We start from the raw sequence: 15,348 nt of genomic DNA on the forward strand, positions 1-15,348 counted from the left end.
GCGGACGCTGGTTCGAGGCTGTGCGGCGGCGTGCGCGGCCATCAGCTGCCCCGATAGGTCGAATAACCATATGGCGAAAGCAAGAGCGGCACGTGATAGTGCTTGTGCTCCGCAATGCCGAAGCGCACCGGCACCTTGTCCAGGAAGGCCGGATCGGTCAGGCTGGTGCCATGCGTGCGCATGTAGTCGCCGGCTTCGAACACGATCTCGTATTCGCCGAGATGGAAACCGTCGCCTTCCATGAGCGGGGCGTCGCAGCGGCCGTCCAGGTTGGTGTTCACGATCTTGATCAGTGTCCGGGTCTCGCCGTCGAGGCGATAAAGCGACAGCCTGAGGCCGTCTGCGGGACGGCCCGTGGCCGTATCGAGAACATGGGTTGTAAGGCGCCCGCCTTGAGCTGTGGACATATGGCCTCCCTACCTTCGATACATGCGAATGCGCATGGTCTGTTGTGTGTCAATTAAAGGCGATGCAAAACTCGGCGTGAAGTGGAACGCCACAAAAAGACTTTCAATTTTTTTAGGGGGAATATCCATGCACCCCTTTGATATTGTGAGAATATAAGGTCACCGCGACCAGGGGTAAAGGAAGATGCGTTACGTAAGAGACATGCGCGGCTATGGCGCCAATGCCCCGGACCCCAAATGGCCGGGTGGAGCCCATGTCGCGGTCCAGTTCGTAGTCAATTACGAGGAAGGCGGCGAAAACTGCATTTTGCATGGCGATGCAGCCTCCGAAGCCTTCCTGTCCGAGGTCGTGGGTGCGGCACCCTGGCCCGGCAAACGTCACTGGAACATGGAGTCGATCTACGAATACGGCGCCCGCGCCGGCTTCTGGCGGCTGCACCGCATGTTCACGGAGGCCGATGTGCCGGTCACCGTCTATGGCGTCGCCTCTGCCCTCGCCCGCTCGCCCGACCAGGTCGCGGCCATGCAGGAAGCGAACTGGGAAATCGCCTCGCACGGCCTGCGCTGGATCGACTATCGCGACCATGAGGAGGAAGCCGAGCGCGCCGACCTCATAGAGGCTGTCCGCCTGCACAAGGAGGTCGTCGGCGAACGGCCCACCGGCCTCTATCTCGGCCGCACCTCGGTCTATTCGGTGCGCATCGCAGCCGCCGAGGGCGGATTCACCTGGATTTCCGACACCTATGACGACGACCTGCCCTACTGGCTCGACCATGACGGCCATGGCAATGCCATCCCGCCGCAGCTCGTCATCCCCTACACGCTCGACGCCAACGACATGCGCTTTGCCACCGCGCAGGGTTTCAACTCGGGCGACCAGTTCTTTGCCTATCTGAAGGACGCCTTCGACACGCTCTATGCCGAGGGCAAGGCCGGACGCGGCGGCATGATGAGCATTGGCCTGCACTGCCGCCTGATCGGCCGGCCGGGCCGCGCCGCAGCCCTCCAGCGCTTCATCGATTATGTGAAGAGCCACGACAAGGTGTGGCTGCCGCGCCGGATCGACATCGCCAACCACTGGCGCGAGCATCACCCCTACAAGCCGGCCGCACTTCGCCCCTCGCGAATGGGCGAGCATGAGTTCGTCGAGAAATTCGGCGGCATCTTTGAGCATTCGCCCTGGATCGCCGAACGCGCCTTCCGACTGGAGCTCGGGGCTGCCCATGACAGCGCCGGCGGCCTGCACAATGCGCTCTGCCGCGCGTTCCGCTCCGCCACCGAGGCCGAACGCCTCGGCGTGCTGACGGCCCACCCCGACCTTGCCGGCAAGCTGGCGCAGGCCAAGCGCCTGACGGCGGAATCGACCAAGGAACAGGCTTCCGCCGGGCTCGACGCCCTGACCGACGCCGAGCGCGAAAGGTTCACCGAGCTGAACAGCGCCTATGTGCAAAAATTCGGCTTCCCCTTCATCATTGCCGTCAAGGGCCGCACCAAGGACGAGATCCTTGCCGCCTTCCAGACGCGCATCGACAACGACCGCAAAACCGAATTCGAGACCGCCTGTGCCCAGGTGGAGCGCATCGCGCTCTTGAGGCTCAGGGACATCCTGCCGCTCTAAAGGAAAAACGACAAATGGCCGGCCGCACCTACTACGCTCCCACCGGAGGTCTGCCGCCGCAGACGGACCTCATCACCGACCGCGCCGTCTTCACCGAAGCCTACGCGGTGATCCCCCGGCGCGAGTTCAGCGACATCGTCGCTAGCTACCTGCCCTTCTGGGACAAGACCCGGTGCTGGGTCATCGCGCGCCCGCTTTCGGGCTTTGCCGAGACCTTCTCGCAATATGTGATGGAAGTGCAGCCCGGCGGCGGCAGCGACCAGCCCGAGCCCGATGCAGACGCCGAGGGCGTGCTCTTCGTGGTGGAAGGCGAGATCACGGTTACCGTCGATGGCGCGGCCCATCGCCTGACGCCGGGCGGCTATGCCTTCCTGCCGCCTGCCAGCGGCTGGACCCTGCGCAACGAAAGCGCCGCCGCGGCGCGCTTCCACTGGATCCGCAAGGCCTATGAATATGTCGAGGGCATCGACGTTCCGGAACCGATCTTCGCCAACGAGAACGACATCGCCCCGACCGCGATGCCCGATACGGACGGGAAATGGGCGACCACCCGCTTCGTCGATCCGGCCGACCTGCGCCACGACATGCATGTCACCATCGTCACCTTCAAGCCGGGCGGCATCATCCCCTTCCCCGAAACGCATGTGATGGAGCACGGGCTCTACGTGCTGGAAGGCCAGGCCGTCTACCGCCTGAACCAGGACTGGGTGGAAGTGCAGGCCGGCGACTATATGTGGCTGCGCGCCTTCTGCCCGCAGGCCTGCTATTCCGGCGGCCCCGGCGATTTCCGCTATCTGCTCTACAAGGACGTCAACCGACACGCCAAGCTGGACCGGTTCTGACCGGTCGGCTGCCGAGGAAGGACAAGGCGCCATGACCCGGATCGTCGCCCAGCCGCTCACTCGCGACAACTTTGCCGAATTCGGCGAGGTCATCGAGACCGAGGACGCGCACCACTATCCGATCAACGCCGGCAAATGCGAGCGCTACCACGCGCTCGCCACCGCCGAGGCGGCAGGTCCCAACAGCCGCGTCATCCTCAACGTCTTCAAGGGAACGCCCTATGCCTTCCCGCTGAAGCTTTCGATGGTCGAGCGCCATCCCTTCGGCAGCCAGGCTTTTGTGCCGCTCTCGCCGCGCCCGTTCCTGGTGGTGGTTTGCCACGACACGGAGGAAGGCCCCGGCACGCCGCATGCCTTCATCACCAAGCCCGGCCAGGGCGTGAACTATCCGCGCAACCTCTGGCACGGCGTGCTGACGCCGATCGGCGAGCCGCAGGATTTCCTTGTGGTCGACCGCGCCGGCGACGGCGTCAATCTCGAGGAATTTTTCTACCCCGAGCCCTATGAGATCGTGCTTCCGGAAGGAATTTTGCCATGAGCACAGTCGCGCTGATCAACCGCCTGTTCGACGTCATCGAGGACGACATCGTGCCAAAGACGGCCGAGGGCGTCGCCCATGGAAACAAGCTGTTCGGCGCGGCGATCCTGCGCAAGTCCGACCAGTCGCTCGTCCTGGCCGAGACCAACAACGAGCTCGAAAACCCGCTCTGGCACGGCGAGGTCCATTGCCTGAAGCGCTTCTACGAGATGCCCAAGGCCGACCGCCCGGACACCAAGGACTGCATCTTCCTCTCCACCCACGAGCCCTGCTCGCTGTGCCTCTCCGCCATCACCTGGGCTGGCTTCGACAATTTCTACTACCTGTTCAGTCACGAGGACTCGCGCGACAGCTTTGCCATCCCGCACGACCTGAAGATCCTGAAAGAGGTCTTCACCCTCGATCCGGGCGGCTACAACGCCGAAAACGCCTACTGGAAAAGCTATTCACTGCGCCGCCTGGTGCGCGAATTGCCCGAGGCCGAGCGCGAAGAGTTGGAAGCGCGCATCGACAAGATTTCAAAGCGCTATGACGAACTGTCCGGCGCCTACCAGTCCGGCAAGGCCGACAACGACATTCCGTTGAATTAGAGCATGATCCCGAAAAGTTGCAGACTTTTCGGGCAAGATCATGCTTCAAAAACAAAATCTAAGCTTTAGCGCTTGCCGGCAGTCTCGTAGATTGCGGAACGGTCACGCTTGCCGACCGCAATCACCAGAACGACAAGCTCGCCGTCGATCACCTCATAGACCAATCGATAGCCGGAACTGCGCAGCTTGATCTTGTAGCGGTCCTTGGCATCGCGCAGCTTGGCAGAAGGCACGTGTGGATTCTCGCACCGCTCCTTGAGCTTCTTGCGGAACTGCTCGCGCGTGTTGGCGTCGAGTTTCTTCCACTCCTTCAGCGCCGATTCGAGAAATTCGAGCTCATAGCTCATCGAGCTTCACGCGGATTCGCTTTTCGCCCTTGCGTGCATCAGCGATCGCGTTGAGCTCGATATCCTCCAGCCGGTCCATCATCGCTTCGAAGGCCTTGGCCGGGACGCAGTAGAAGGCCGGCTCGTTCCGGTTGAGGATCGCAACTGGAAAACCTTCGCCGGCCGCGACAGTACCCATTGGGTTCTTCTTCAATTCAGATACGCTTGCGGTCACTTCCGCGAGGATGGTGTGGGGCATGGCTCCCTCCTTTATGAGCACCATAAATAATACCTTTAACAGGTCTTTTCAATCGGCGGCCAAGTGACGGCAATTTCCGCCGATCAGGCCGCAAACAGCAATGCGCGCGACGTTCCCTCGCCTTGCCTAGCGGCAGCCGAATGTGCCTCTATGCGCGCAACTGAGGAGAGGCATTCATGAAAACCGTTACCGAATTTCCGCGCAAGGTCGTCGAACATCCCGACATGGGGCTCATCATGCCCGACGGCTGCCGGCTTTCGGCGCGGGTGTGGATGCCGGAGGATGCCGAGCAGAATCCGGTTCCGGTGATTCTCGAGCACCTGCCCTACCGCAAGCGCGACGGAACCACGACGCGCGATTGCCTTACCCATCCCTATCTCGCCGGTCACGGCTACGCCTGCATCCGCGTCGACATGCGCGGCAATGGCGATTCCGAAGGGCTGATGGAGGACGAATATTCCGAGCAGGAATGGCAGGACGCCTGCGACGTGATTGCCTGGGCGGCAGCGCAGCCCTGGTGCAACGGCAATGTCGGCATGATGGGCATTTCCTGGGGCGGCTTCAACTCGCTGCAGGTGGCGGCCAAGCAGCCGCCGGCGTTGAAGGCCATCATCACGCTCTGCTCGACCACCGACCGCTACGCCGACGACATCCACTACAAGGGCGGCTGCCTGCTCAACGAGAATTTCGGCTGGGCCTCGACCATGCTGTCCTACTCGTCGCGCTCGCCCGATCCGGCGCTGGTCGGCGACAAGTGGCGCGAAATGTGGCTGCACCGGCTCGAGAGCCAGCCCTTCCTGGTCAGGACCTGGTTCGCCCACCAGCGCCGCGACGCCTACTGGAAGCGCGGCTCGGTCTGCGAGGACTATTCGGCGGTTCAAGCCGCCGTCCTCTCCATCGGCGGCTGGCACGACGGCTATCGCAACACGATCTCGCACCTGGTCTCCAACATCTCGGCGCCGGTGAAGGGCATCGTCGGCCCTTGGATCCACAAATACCCGCACTACGCCGCCCCCAAGCCGGCCATCGGCTTCCTGCAGGTGGCGCTGCGCTGGTGGGACCGCTGGCTGAAGGGCGTCGAGAACGGCGTCGAGAACGATCCGGCCTACCGCGCCTGGGTGATGGACAGCGTGCGCCCCAGCCGCTGGCATGACGAGCGGCCGGGCCGCTGGATTGCCGAATCGCAGTGGCCCTCGCCCCGCATCGAGACCCGCGAGATCGAGCTTCTGGCAAGCACCGCCGCGCCCGCCCTCGTTGCCTCGCCGCAGGATTGCGGCCTTACTGGCGGCGAATATTTCCCCTTCACCTACGGCCCCGAACTGCCCGGCGACCAGCGCGCCGACGACGCCCGCTCGGTCTGCTTCGACCAACCGGCCCAGCCAGAAGCCATCGACATCGTCGGCGCGCCGGAAGTGCTTGTGCGCTTCGCCTCCGACAAGCCGCAGGCCAACATGGCGGTGCGCCTGTGCGACGTGCATCCCGACGGCGCGTCCGAACTGATCTCCTACGGCGTGCTCAACCTCACCCATCGCAACAGCCACGAATTCCCCGAGACGCTGAAGCCCGGTGAGGTCGTCGAGGCGCGCGTCGTACTCGATCAGTGCGCCTACCGCCTGCCGGCCGGCCATCGTCTGCGCATCGCCGTCTCCACCGCCTACTGGCCGGCCATCTGGCCCTCGCCGGAGCCGGTGCGTCTCGAACTGTCCGAGGCAAGGCTCTCCCTGCCCGTGCGGCCGCTCGCCAAGGGCGACGAGACGAGCTTCCCGGAACCGGAAGCGGCAGCACCTTGGGCGATCGAGACGCTGCGCGACTCCAGCTCGGAACGCCACATCGACCGCGACGAGAGGACCGGCACGGTCACGCTCTCGATCACGGACGATTTCGGCGAGGTGCGCGACCTCGACCACGGCCTCGTCAGCGGCAGCATTGTGCGTGAAAAGTGGACCATCCACCCCGACGATCCGCTGTCGGCTCGCGGCGAGACCCGATGGACCGACGTCATGTCGCGAAATGAATTTTCGCTGCGTACCGAAACCCATTCGCGCATGCATTCGGACGCCAAAAACTTCTACTTCGAGGCCAGGATCGAGGCCTTCGAAGGGAACGAATTGGTGTTCGAGCGTGATTTCCGGGAGGAAATTCCGCGCGACCACATTTGACTTAGCCGGCTTCTCTATCCTAAAAGCGACACACCACTATTTGCGTCGCGACATGTCGCAATCTGCCTTACGTGAGGTGAAGCGGACCTCCACTATCCCCTTCGGGACGGTGGAGGAGCATCGCCCGTCTGGACGACATGCAGGGAGGAGAAGTCATTGTCGGATGAACTCGAATATCTGGGCCGGCGCGTTGCCGCCGGCAAGCTCAACCGCCGTGAATTTCTCGGCCGTGCCGCAGCCCTTGGCGTCAGTGCCGCATTCGCCAATACGCTTCTGACCAGCGCCGTGCGCGCTGCCGGCCCCGTCAAGGGCGGCGCGCTCAAGGCCGGCCTGCAGGGCGGCGAATCGACCGACGGCCTCGACCCGGCCGCGATCAACAACCAGGTCACCGGCGCGTTTGCGCGCTGCTGGGGCGAAAAGCTCATCGACATTGACGAGAACGGCAAGATCGTTCACCGGCTGGCCGAGGAATACGGCTCATCGGCCGACGCCAAGACCTGGACCTTCAAGATCCGCAAGGGCGTGACCTTCCACAATGGCAAGGAACTCGACGCCAATGACGTGATGGCCACCATCGAGCGCCATGCCGGCCCCGAGACCAAGTCGGGCGCGCTTGGCGTGCTGCGCGGGATCGACCAGCTGAAGGTCGACGGCAACGACTTCGTCATCACGCTGAAGGAAGCCAATGCCGACCTGCCCTTCCTGATGTCGGACTACCACCTCATCGTCCAGCCGAATGGCGGCAAGGACAATCCGCAGGCCGGCATCGGCACCGGGCCCTACAAGATCGCCTCGCACGAGCCGGGCGTGCGCGAGCTCGGCACCCGCCACGAAGGCTATTGGGACGCCGACAATGGCGGCTTCGCCGATCAGGTCGAGATCGTGGTCATCAACGATTCGACCGCCCGTATGGCCGCACTTCGCGGCGGCCAGGTGCACATGATGAACCGCGTCGAGCCCAAGATCGTCGATCTGGTCAAGCGCATCCCCGGCATCGCCATCAAGAACGTCGCCGGCGGCGCGCACTACGTGTTCGCCATGCAGTGCAACACTGCGCCCTTCGACAACAACGACCTCCGGCTGGCGCTGAAATACGCGGTCGACCGCCAGGAGATGGTCGATAAGATCGTCGGCGGCTACGGCTCGGTCGGCAACGACATTCCGGTCAACAAGTCCTATCCGCTGTTCTCGGACGACATCGAGCAGCGCGTGTTCGATCCGGAAAAGGCCGCCTTCCACTTCAAGAAGTCGGGCCACAGCGGCCCCATCCAGCTCATCACCTCCGAGGTCGCCTTCCCCGGCGCCGTCGATGCCGCCCAGCTGTTCCAGCAGAGCTGCGCCAAGGCCGGCATCCAGCTCGACGTGCAGCGCGCGCCGGGCGACGGCTACTGGGCCGAGGTGTGGAACAAGAAGCCGTTCTCGGCTTCCTACTGGGTCGGCCGTCCGACGCAGGACCAGCAGTACTCGACCGCCTACCTGTCGACCGCCGACTGGAACGAGACCCGCTTCAAGCGCGACGATTTCGACAAGCTGGTGGCGGGTGCCCGCGCCGAGCTCGACGAGGCCAAGCGCAAGGCCATGTACCGCGACATCGCCCTTCTCGTACGCGACGAAGGCGGCGCGATCATCCCGATGTACAACGACTGGATCGATGCGGTGTCGGAAAAGGTAGGCGGCTACATACCCTATCCGTCGGGCGAGCTTATGGGTGGCCTCGCGCTCGCTCGGTGCTGGCTCACCGCCTGATACGCCGCAAAAACGGGCTTTTCGAAGGGTGCCGGCCAGCCGGCACCCCTTGGTCCACAGCCGCACTGCATTTACGCCACGTAATGTCGCAATTCGCCTTGCCGAAGCCGAGATCTTCCGCGCAATATCCGCCTAACAAGCAAAACAAGACTGTTTAAAGTCATCTAACCAGAGTGAGGAACAATATATGTCCAATGAATTGGAATTCCTGAGCCATCGTGTCGCCACCGGAAAGCTCAGCCGCCGCGATTTCCTGGGCCGCGCGGCCGCCCTCGGCGTCACTGCGGCCTTCGCCAACACCCTCATGGGCAACGCCGCGCGCGCGGCCGGCCCGCAGAAGGGCGGCACGCTGAAGGCCGGCATGCAGGGCGGTGAATCGACCAACAGCCTCGATCCGGCTTCCTGGCAGAGCCAGGTGCCCTACAAGTTCGGCCGCCAGTGGGGCGAGCAGCTCGTCCAGATGTCGCCCGACGGCGAAGTGAAGCCGTGCCTGGCCGAGGAATGGGGCGCCTCTGCCGACGCCAAGGTGTGGACCTTCAAGATCCGCAAGGGCGTGCAGTTCCACAACGGCAAGGAGATGACCCCCGACGACGTTCTCGCCACCATGGAGCGCCACTCCGACGAGAACTCGAAGTCGGGCGCGCTCGGCATCATGGGCGGCATCGACAAGATCAAGGTCGACGGCCAGAACGTGGTCTTCACCCTCAAGGACCCCAACGCCGACCTGCCCTACCTGCTGGACGACTATCACCTGATGATCCAGCCGAACGGCGGCAAGGACAATCCGGTCGCCGGCATCGGCACCGGCCCCTACAAAGTGGCCGTCAACGAGCCGGGCGTGCGCCATGTCGGCGAGCGTTTTGCCAACTATTGGCGCGATGACCGCGGCTTTGCCGACACCATCGAGATCGTCGTCATCAACGACGCCACCGCCCGCACCGCCGCGCTGCAGGGCGGCCAGGTCGACATGATCAACCGCGTCGAGCCCAAGATCGTCGATCTCATCAAGCGCGTGCCGGGCGTCACCATCCAGAACGTGGCCGGCAAGGGCCACTATGTCTTCATCGCCCACTGCAACACCGCACCGTTCGACAACAACGATCTGCGCCTGGCTCTGAAATATGCGCTCGACCGCGAAGAGATGGTGAAGAAGATCCTGCACGGGTACGGCACGGTCGGCAACGACACGCCGATCAACAAGGCCTACCCGCTCTTCGCCGAGATCGAGCAGCGCACGTTCGACCCGGAAAAGGCCGCCTTCCACTACAAGAAGTCCGGTCACAGCGGCTCGGTCCTGCTGCGCACCTCCGACGTCGCCTTCCCGGGCGCCATCGATGCGGCACAGCTCTACCAGCAGAGCGCTGCCAAGGCCGGCATCACCATCGAGGTCAAGCGCGAGCCCGGCGACGGCTACTGGTCGGAAGTGTGGAACAAGCAGCCCTTCTCGGCTTCCTACTGGGGCGGACGCCCGACGCAGGACCAGATGTACTCCACCGCCTACTATTCGAAGGCCGACTGGAACGACACTCGCTTCTTCCGCGAGGACTTCGACAAGATGCTGTTCCAGGCCCGCGCCGAGCTCGACAAGGACAAGCGCGTCGCGCTCTACAAGTCGATGGGCGAGATGGTTCGCGACGAAGGCGGCGTGATCACGCCGATGTTCAACGACTTCATCGACGCGACCGGCCCGAAGGTCGGCGGCTGGTACCAGGACGGCAACCAGGAGATGATGGGCGGCTACGCCCTGTCGAAGTGCTGGGTCCAGGCGTGAGTCCGGCTCGGCTGAGATGTCCTCGCTCCTGAAACTGGTGGCCCAGCGCGTCGCGCTGGGCCTGCTCCTGCTGCTCGCCGTCTCGGTGCTGATCTTCGTTGGTACGCAGATCCTGCCGGGCGACGTGGCACAGTCCATCCTTGGTCAATCCGCAACGCCCCAGGCGCTTGCCAACCTGCGCGAACAGCTGGGCCTGAACGACCCCGCTTATGTCCGCTACTTCCACTGGCTCTGGGGCATGCTGCACGGCGACATGGGCACCGCCCTGTCGAACGGGCAGGATATTGCCTCCTCGCTCAGCGGACGACTGAAGAACACGCTGTTCCTCGCCTTCTGGGCGGCAATCGTCTCGGTGCCGCTGGCCATCATCCTCGGCCTCATCGCCGTGCGCCACAAGAACGGCTTCGTCGACAAGCTCATTTCCGGCCTCACGCTGGCCTCCATCTCGCTGCCGGAATTCTTCATCGGCTACCTGCTGATCTATTTCGTGGCAGTGCAGATGCAGTGGTTCCCCAGCGTGTCGACAGTCTATGACGGCATGTCGTTCCTCGACCGCATGAAGGCGATCGCGCTGCCCGCGGCAACGCTGACGCTGGTGGTGCTGGCGCATATGATGCGCATGACGCGTGCGGCCATCCTCAACGTCATGCAGTCGGCCTATATCGAGACTGCCGAGCTCAAGGGGCTCACCCCCTTCGAGATCATCCGGCGCCACGCCTTCCCCAATGCGATTGCTCCGATCGTCAACGTGGTGATGCTGAACCTCGCCTATCTCGTCGTCGGCGTGGTCGTGGTCGAAGTCATCTTCGTCTATCCCGGCATGGGGCAGTATCTGGTCGACCATGTCGCCAAGCGCGACGTGCCGGTGGTGCAGGCCTGCGGCCTGATCTTCGCTGCCGTCTATATCGGCCTCAACATCATCGCCGACATCACGGCCATCGTGTCCAATCCGCGCCTCAGGCATCCGAAGTAAGGGGGACGGGTTCATGCTGACCTTGAAAAACATACCGCTGAGCGCCTGGCTGGGGCTCATCGTGACCGGCCTGTTCGCCTTTGCCGCCATCTTCGCGCCACTGGTGGCGCCGTTCCCCAATGCCGAGATCGTCGGCGACGTGTGGGAGCCGATGTCGGCAGCGCACTGGCTGGGCACCGACAATCTCGGCCGAGACCTGCTCTCGCGCATGATCTTCGGCGCACGCACGACGATCACGATCGCCGCGCTCGCCACGGCCTTGTCGTTCACGCTGGGCTCGACCCTCGGCTTCACCGCCGCGGTCATCGGCGGCTGGTTCGATCAGACCATGTCGCGCGGCGTCGATCTCCTGATGGCGATCCCCACGCTCATCTTCGCACTGGTGGTGCTCTCGGTGCTGCCCGGCAATATCGTGACGCTCATCCTGGTCATGGGCGTTCTCGATTCCACACGCGTCTACCGCCTGGCCCGCGCCGTAGCGGTCGACATCAACGTCATGGACTACGTCGAGGCCGCCAAGCTGCGCGGCGAAGGCCGCGGCTGGATCATCTTCCGCGAGATCCTGCCCAATGCGCTGTCGCCGCTGGTGGCGGAGCTCGGCCTGCGCTTCATCTTCGCCGTGCTGTTCCTTTCGGCCCTGTCCTTCCTCGGCCTCGGCGTTCAACCGCCGGAAGCCGATTGGGGCGGCATGGTCAAGGAGAACAAGGAAGGCATCGTGTTCGGCATCCCCGCAGCGCTCATCCCTGCCGCGGCAATCGCGGTCCTGGCCATTTCGGTCAACCTCGTGGCCGACTGGATCCTCAACCGCACCACCGATCTGAAGGGAGGCCGCGGCAATGGATAGGCTCGCATCGAAATCCACCGGCACATCCGAAAAGCTGCTCGACATCCGCAACCTCAAGATCGAGGCCACCGTCTATCCGCCGGGCGAAGCGCCGCGCAACATCGTCATCGTCGATGGCGTGTCGGTGTCGCTCGAGCGTGGAAAGGTGCTTGGCCTCATCGGCGAATCCGGCGCGGGCAAGTCCACCATCGGCCTGTCCTCCATGGGCTATGGCCGCGGCGGCGTGCGAATTACCGGCGGCGAGGTCATCCTCAACGGCCGCGACATCCTGAAAGGCGGCAAAGGTGGCCTGAGGGCACTGCGCGGCCGCGAGGTCTGCTACGTCGCCCAGTCGGCGGCCGCAGCCTTCAACCCGGCTCACAGGCTGATGAAGCAGGTGATCGAGGCTTCGCTCAAGCACGGCGTCTCCAGCCGCGCCGAGGCCGAGAAGCGCGCGGTGAACCTCTTCCGCAAGCTCAGCCTTCCGGACCCGGAAAACATCGGCAAGCGATTCCCGCACCAAGTGTCGGGCGGCCAGCTGCAGCGCGTCATGACCGCCATGGCGCTATGCTCCGAACCCGACCTGATCGTCTTCGACGAACCGACCACCGCCCTCGACGTCACCACCCAGATCGACGTTTTGGCGGCGATCAAGGATGCGATCCGCGACACCGGCGTCGCCGCACTCTACATCACCCACGATCTTGCCGTGGTGGCGCAGGTTGCCGACGAGATCGCCGTGCTGCGGCACGGCAAGCTGGTCGAATGGGGCGATACGCGTCAGATCATCACCCAGCCCACGCAGGAATACACCAGCCAGCTCGTCTCGGTGCATGAGATCGCGCATGAAGAGCAGGCACCGGGCAAGGCGGCGGCGCTGTCGGTGAAAAATGTCACCGCGGCTTATGGCGGCGGCGCGATCAAGGTGCTGAAGAACGTCTCGGTAGAAATCGCCGCCGGCCAGACGCTGGCCGTGGTGGGCGAGTCCGGCTCTGGCAAATCCACGCTCGGCCGCGCCATCACCGGCCTGCTGCCGCCGCTCGAAGGCAGCATCACCTTCGGCGGACGCACCCTGCCCTCCCGGCTCGCCGACCGCAGCAAGGAGGACCTGCGCCAGCTGCAGATGATCTACCAGATGGCCGACGTGGCGATGAACCCGCGCCAGACCGTGGGCACCATCATCGGCCGGCCGCTGGAGTTCTATTTCGGCCTGCGCGGGCGCGAACGTGACAAGCGCGTGGCCGAGCTGCTCGACAAGATCGAGATGGGCAAGGGCTTTGTCGACCGCTACCCGGCCGAGCTGTCAGGAGGCCAGAAGCAACGCGTCTGCATCGCCCGGGCGCTGGCGGCTAAGCCGAGCCTGATCATCTGCGACGAGGTGACCAGCGCGCTCGACCCGCTGGTGGCGCACGGCATCCTCCAGCTGCTGCTCGAGCTGCAGAAGGAAGAGCAGGTCGCCTATCTCTTCATCACCCACGACCTCGCCACCGTGAAGACCATCGCTGACTCCATCGCGGTGATGTATCGCGGCGAGATCGTGCGCTACGGGCCGAAGAGCCAGGTTCTGACCCCGCCTTTCGACGCCTATACCGACCTACTGCTGTCTTCCGTTCCGGAGATGGAAGTGGGCTGGCTGGAAAAGGCGATCACTGGCCGCCGCATGGCAAGCGCCGGCAACTGAGCCCGGGTGGATACTTCGTTGCGCGCCGATTTTCGACGCGCAACGGACTGTCTAACAGCTTGAATCTGCGTATCATTCTTCCCGAGAATCGATTCCGGTTCTCGGGATTTCTTTTAGGTCGGAGAGGCCCATGCCGCTGAAGAACAAGCTGTTGCTCATCATCCTCGACGGCGTGCCCTACCGCAACTGGCGCCGGCTGTTCGGCAACCTTGAGGGCTGGGTGCAGTCGGGCGATGCGCGCGTGTGGAAGATGCGCTCGGTGCTGCCCTCCACCTCGGCCTGCTGCTACGCCTCGATCCACACCGGCGTGTCGCCGCAAGTTCACGGCATCCTTTCCAACGAGAACCGTTTTAGGGTCGAGCAGCCCGACCTGTTCTCCGAGATTTCCAGGGCCGGCGGCAAGACCGGCGCGGTGACGCATTCCTACTGGTCGGAATTCTTCAACCGCTATCCCTTCGATCTCGTCGAAGACATGGAATATGACGAGCCGGGCGGGCCGATCACCCATGGCCGTTTCCACACCATGACCGGCTACAACCATAAGAACCAGATGACGCCGAGCGATGTCGATCTCTTCGCCACGCTGACCATGCTGACAAAGCGCCACGGCATCGACTACGGCATACTGCACACCTGCACGCTCGACTCCATGGGCCACCGCTATGGCCACGACTGCATCGAGATGGACCACGCCTGCTACGCCATGGACGGCATGCTGGCGGCCTTCCTGCCCAAATGGCTGGAAGCCGGCTTTGAGGTGATGGTCACCGCCGACCACGGCCAGACCGACCGTGGCCACCATGGCGGGCGCGAGGACGATCAGCAGGATTTCGCGCTCTACTATTTCGGCCGGGGGGACGGTCCGCAGGCAGACGCCCTGCTCGATCAGTTGCAGCTGGCTCCCACGGTGCTTAGCCGCCTCGGCGTAGAGATTCCTGACTCGATGAGGGCCAAGCCGTTCTTGGGATAGGTGGCAGGGCGGACCACCGCCCCTTCCTCATCCTCGGGCGTGGGTGCGGTGGGAACGCACCCACCCCACTTCGTCATCCTCGGGCCGGAGCACGAGCGCAGCGAAGTGCGCAGGACCCGGGGATCCATGCCGGTCGATTGAACCTGCCACGGCGGTGCCGAAAGAGCCTGTCGCGTGGTACGGCGTGGATGAATTTCGAGACCGATCAGCGCCAACTCATTGAAATCATTCGCGCCGAAAGAAATCCGTAGCCCATTTCATCCGCCACCTTTCCGCCTCCCACATAATCCTCCGCATCGGCCTCACCGGGAACACGGGTCATGAACCGGATGAGCGTGGAGGCCGACGATGTCCGGGCTGGTGGCGTGACGGTAGCGCTGCTGGGCGATGAGCCCCCAAGTCCGGGCCTAGGGAGCGGCTGGCCGCGCGAATGTGGAGGCGACTGAGCGTGGCAAGAGCATCGAACGGGCGGTCGAAGGGCCGCAAGATTTACCTAAACGAGCGCGTCCGACGACCGCCCGTCTTCCCAGGTTCTTTGACAACAGCCAGACGCGAGAGCGGGCGTGGCACCGAATAAGTGCGTCCTTCGAGGCTCGCTACGCTCGCACCTCAGGATGAGGGGGGTGGGTGCGGCAACTCAAGATG

At 63.8% G+C, this 15,348-nt stretch carries 14 protein-coding genes; 11 read left to right on the forward strand and 3 right to left on the reverse strand.

Features of this window, described 5'->3' with window-relative positions; all coding sequences use genetic code 11:
- Positions 1–41 precede the first annotated feature (41 nt).
- Positions 42–407, reverse strand: coding sequence for a hydroxyisourate hydrolase (gene uraH, locus M2281_RS21105; RefSeq protein ID WP_280823149.1), 366 nt, complete (start codon positions 405–407; stop codon positions 42–44).
- Between the two features lie 184 nt (positions 408–591).
- On the opposite strand from uraH, the gene puuE reads away from it, so the two are divergent.
- Genes puuE through M2281_RS21125 form a run of 4 tightly spaced genes read left to right on the forward strand, consistent with a single transcriptional unit; the run spans position 592 to position 3,995 of the window.
- Positions 592–2,025 (forward strand): allantoinase PuuE, encoded by a 1,434-nt coding sequence (gene puuE, locus M2281_RS21110; protein WP_280823150.1) that lies wholly within the window; start codon positions 592–594, stop codon positions 2,023–2,025.
- A 14-nt stretch (positions 2,026–2,039) separates the two neighbouring features.
- A complete protein-coding gene (locus M2281_RS21115) occupies positions 2,040–2,867 on the forward strand; it encodes a bifunctional allantoicase/(S)-ureidoglycine aminohydrolase (protein WP_280823151.1) in 828 nt (275 codons plus the stop codon).
- 31 nt (positions 2,868–2,898) lie between these two features.
- Positions 2,899–3,405, forward strand: coding sequence for an ureidoglycolate lyase (locus M2281_RS21120; protein ID WP_280823152.1), 507 nt, complete (start codon positions 2,899–2,901; stop codon positions 3,403–3,405).
- On the forward strand, positions 3,402–3,995 hold the full coding sequence (locus tag M2281_RS21125) for a nucleoside deaminase (RefSeq protein ID WP_280823153.1): 594 nt from the start codon (positions 3,402–3,404) through the stop codon (positions 3,993–3,995). The genes M2281_RS21120 and M2281_RS21125 overlap by 4 nt, the downstream gene beginning before the upstream one ends.
- A 65-nt stretch (positions 3,996–4,060) precedes the next feature.
- Here M2281_RS21125 and M2281_RS21130 read toward each other — a convergent pair whose 3' ends face one another.
- Entirely contained in the window at positions 4,061–4,342 is a 282-nt protein-coding gene (locus tag M2281_RS21130; RefSeq protein WP_280823154.1) for a type II toxin-antitoxin system RelE family toxin, read from the reverse strand.
- Positions 4,332–4,580: a type II toxin-antitoxin system Phd/YefM family antitoxin gene (locus M2281_RS21135; RefSeq protein WP_280823155.1), complete on the reverse strand. Its 249-nt coding sequence runs from the start codon at positions 4,578–4,580 to the stop codon at positions 4,332–4,334. Before M2281_RS21135 ends, M2281_RS21130 begins: the two co-directional genes overlap by 11 nt.
- A gap of 176 nt (positions 4,581–4,756) precedes the next feature.
- Here M2281_RS21135 and M2281_RS21140 point away from each other — a divergent pair, with 176 nt between their 5' ends.
- From M2281_RS21140 to M2281_RS21170, 7 genes are all read left to right on the forward strand, one after another.
- Complete coding sequence (locus tag M2281_RS21140; RefSeq protein ID WP_280823156.1) at positions 4,757–6,739, forward strand: CocE/NonD family hydrolase; 1,983 nt, start codon at positions 4,757–4,759, stop codon at positions 6,737–6,739.
- A gap of 156 nt (positions 6,740–6,895) precedes the next feature.
- The gene (locus M2281_RS21145; protein WP_280823157.1) at positions 6,896–8,485 is read left to right on the forward strand and encodes an ABC transporter substrate-binding protein; all 1,590 of its coding nucleotides are present in this window, start codon (positions 6,896–6,898) and stop codon (positions 8,483–8,485) included.
- Between the two features lie 187 nt (positions 8,486–8,672).
- A complete protein-coding gene (locus M2281_RS21150) occupies positions 8,673–10,256 on the forward strand; it encodes an ABC transporter substrate-binding protein (protein WP_280823158.1) in 1,584 nt (527 codons plus the stop codon).
- A 16-nt stretch (positions 10,257–10,272) separates the two neighbouring features.
- Positions 10,273–11,229: an ABC transporter permease gene (locus M2281_RS21155; RefSeq protein WP_280823159.1), complete on the forward strand. Its 957-nt coding sequence runs from the start codon at positions 10,273–10,275 to the stop codon at positions 11,227–11,229.
- A gap of 16 nt (positions 11,230–11,245) precedes the next feature.
- Positions 11,246–12,073 carry an ABC transporter permease gene (locus tag M2281_RS21160; RefSeq protein WP_425537777.1) on the forward strand — a complete coding sequence of 276 codons (828 nt, stop codon included), beginning with the start codon at positions 11,246–11,248 and terminating at the stop codon, positions 12,071–12,073.
- Positions 12,066–13,733, forward strand: coding sequence for an ABC transporter ATP-binding protein (locus tag M2281_RS21165; RefSeq protein ID WP_280823161.1), 1,668 nt, complete (start codon positions 12,066–12,068; stop codon positions 13,731–13,733). The genes M2281_RS21160 and M2281_RS21165 overlap by 8 nt, the downstream gene beginning before the upstream one ends.
- A gap of 130 nt (positions 13,734–13,863) precedes the next feature.
- Positions 13,864–14,703, forward strand: coding sequence for an alkaline phosphatase family protein (locus M2281_RS21170; protein ID WP_280823162.1), 840 nt, complete (start codon positions 13,864–13,866; stop codon positions 14,701–14,703).
- Positions 14,704–15,348: the final 645 nt, after the last annotated feature.

It is taken from the genome of Pseudaminobacter soli (ex Li et al. 2025), from assembly GCF_029892515.1.
Taxonomy (GTDB): Bacteria; Pseudomonadota; Alphaproteobacteria; order Rhizobiales; family Rhizobiaceae; genus Pseudaminobacter; species Pseudaminobacter soli_A.

Bases quoted from the DNA above. Each gene is read 5' to 3' on its own strand.
- uraH (WP_280823149.1), bottom strand. From the start codon at position 407: ATGTCCACAGCTCAAGGCGGGCGCCTTACAACCCATGTTCTCGATACG.
- puuE (WP_280823150.1), top strand. From the start codon at position 592: ATGCGTTACGTAAGAGACATGCGCGGCTATGGCGCCAATGCCCCGGAC.
- M2281_RS21115 (WP_280823151.1), top strand. From the start codon at position 2,040: ATGGCCGGCCGCACCTACTACGCTCCCACCGGAGGTCTGCCGCCGCAG.
- M2281_RS21120 (WP_280823152.1), top strand. From the start codon at position 2,899: ATGACCCGGATCGTCGCCCAGCCGCTCACTCGCGACAACTTTGCCGAA.
- M2281_RS21125 (WP_280823153.1), top strand. From the start codon at position 3,402: ATGAGCACAGTCGCGCTGATCAACCGCCTGTTCGACGTCATCGAGGAC.
- M2281_RS21130 (WP_280823154.1), bottom strand. From the start codon at position 4,342: ATGAGCTATGAGCTCGAATTTCTCGAATCGGCGCTGAAGGAGTGGAAG.
- M2281_RS21135 (WP_280823155.1), bottom strand. From the start codon at position 4,580: ATGCCCCACACCATCCTCGCGGAAGTGACCGCAAGCGTATCTGAATTG.
- M2281_RS21140 (WP_280823156.1), top strand. From the start codon at position 4,757: ATGAAAACCGTTACCGAATTTCCGCGCAAGGTCGTCGAACATCCCGAC.
- M2281_RS21150 (WP_280823158.1), top strand. From the start codon at position 8,673: ATGTCCAATGAATTGGAATTCCTGAGCCATCGTGTCGCCACCGGAAAG.
- M2281_RS21155 (WP_280823159.1), top strand. From the start codon at position 10,273: ATGTCCTCGCTCCTGAAACTGGTGGCCCAGCGCGTCGCGCTGGGCCTG.
- M2281_RS21165 (WP_280823161.1), top strand. From the start codon at position 12,066: ATGGATAGGCTCGCATCGAAATCCACCGGCACATCCGAAAAGCTGCTC.
- M2281_RS21170 (WP_280823162.1), top strand. From the start codon at position 13,864: ATGCCGCTGAAGAACAAGCTGTTGCTCATCATCCTCGACGGCGTGCCC.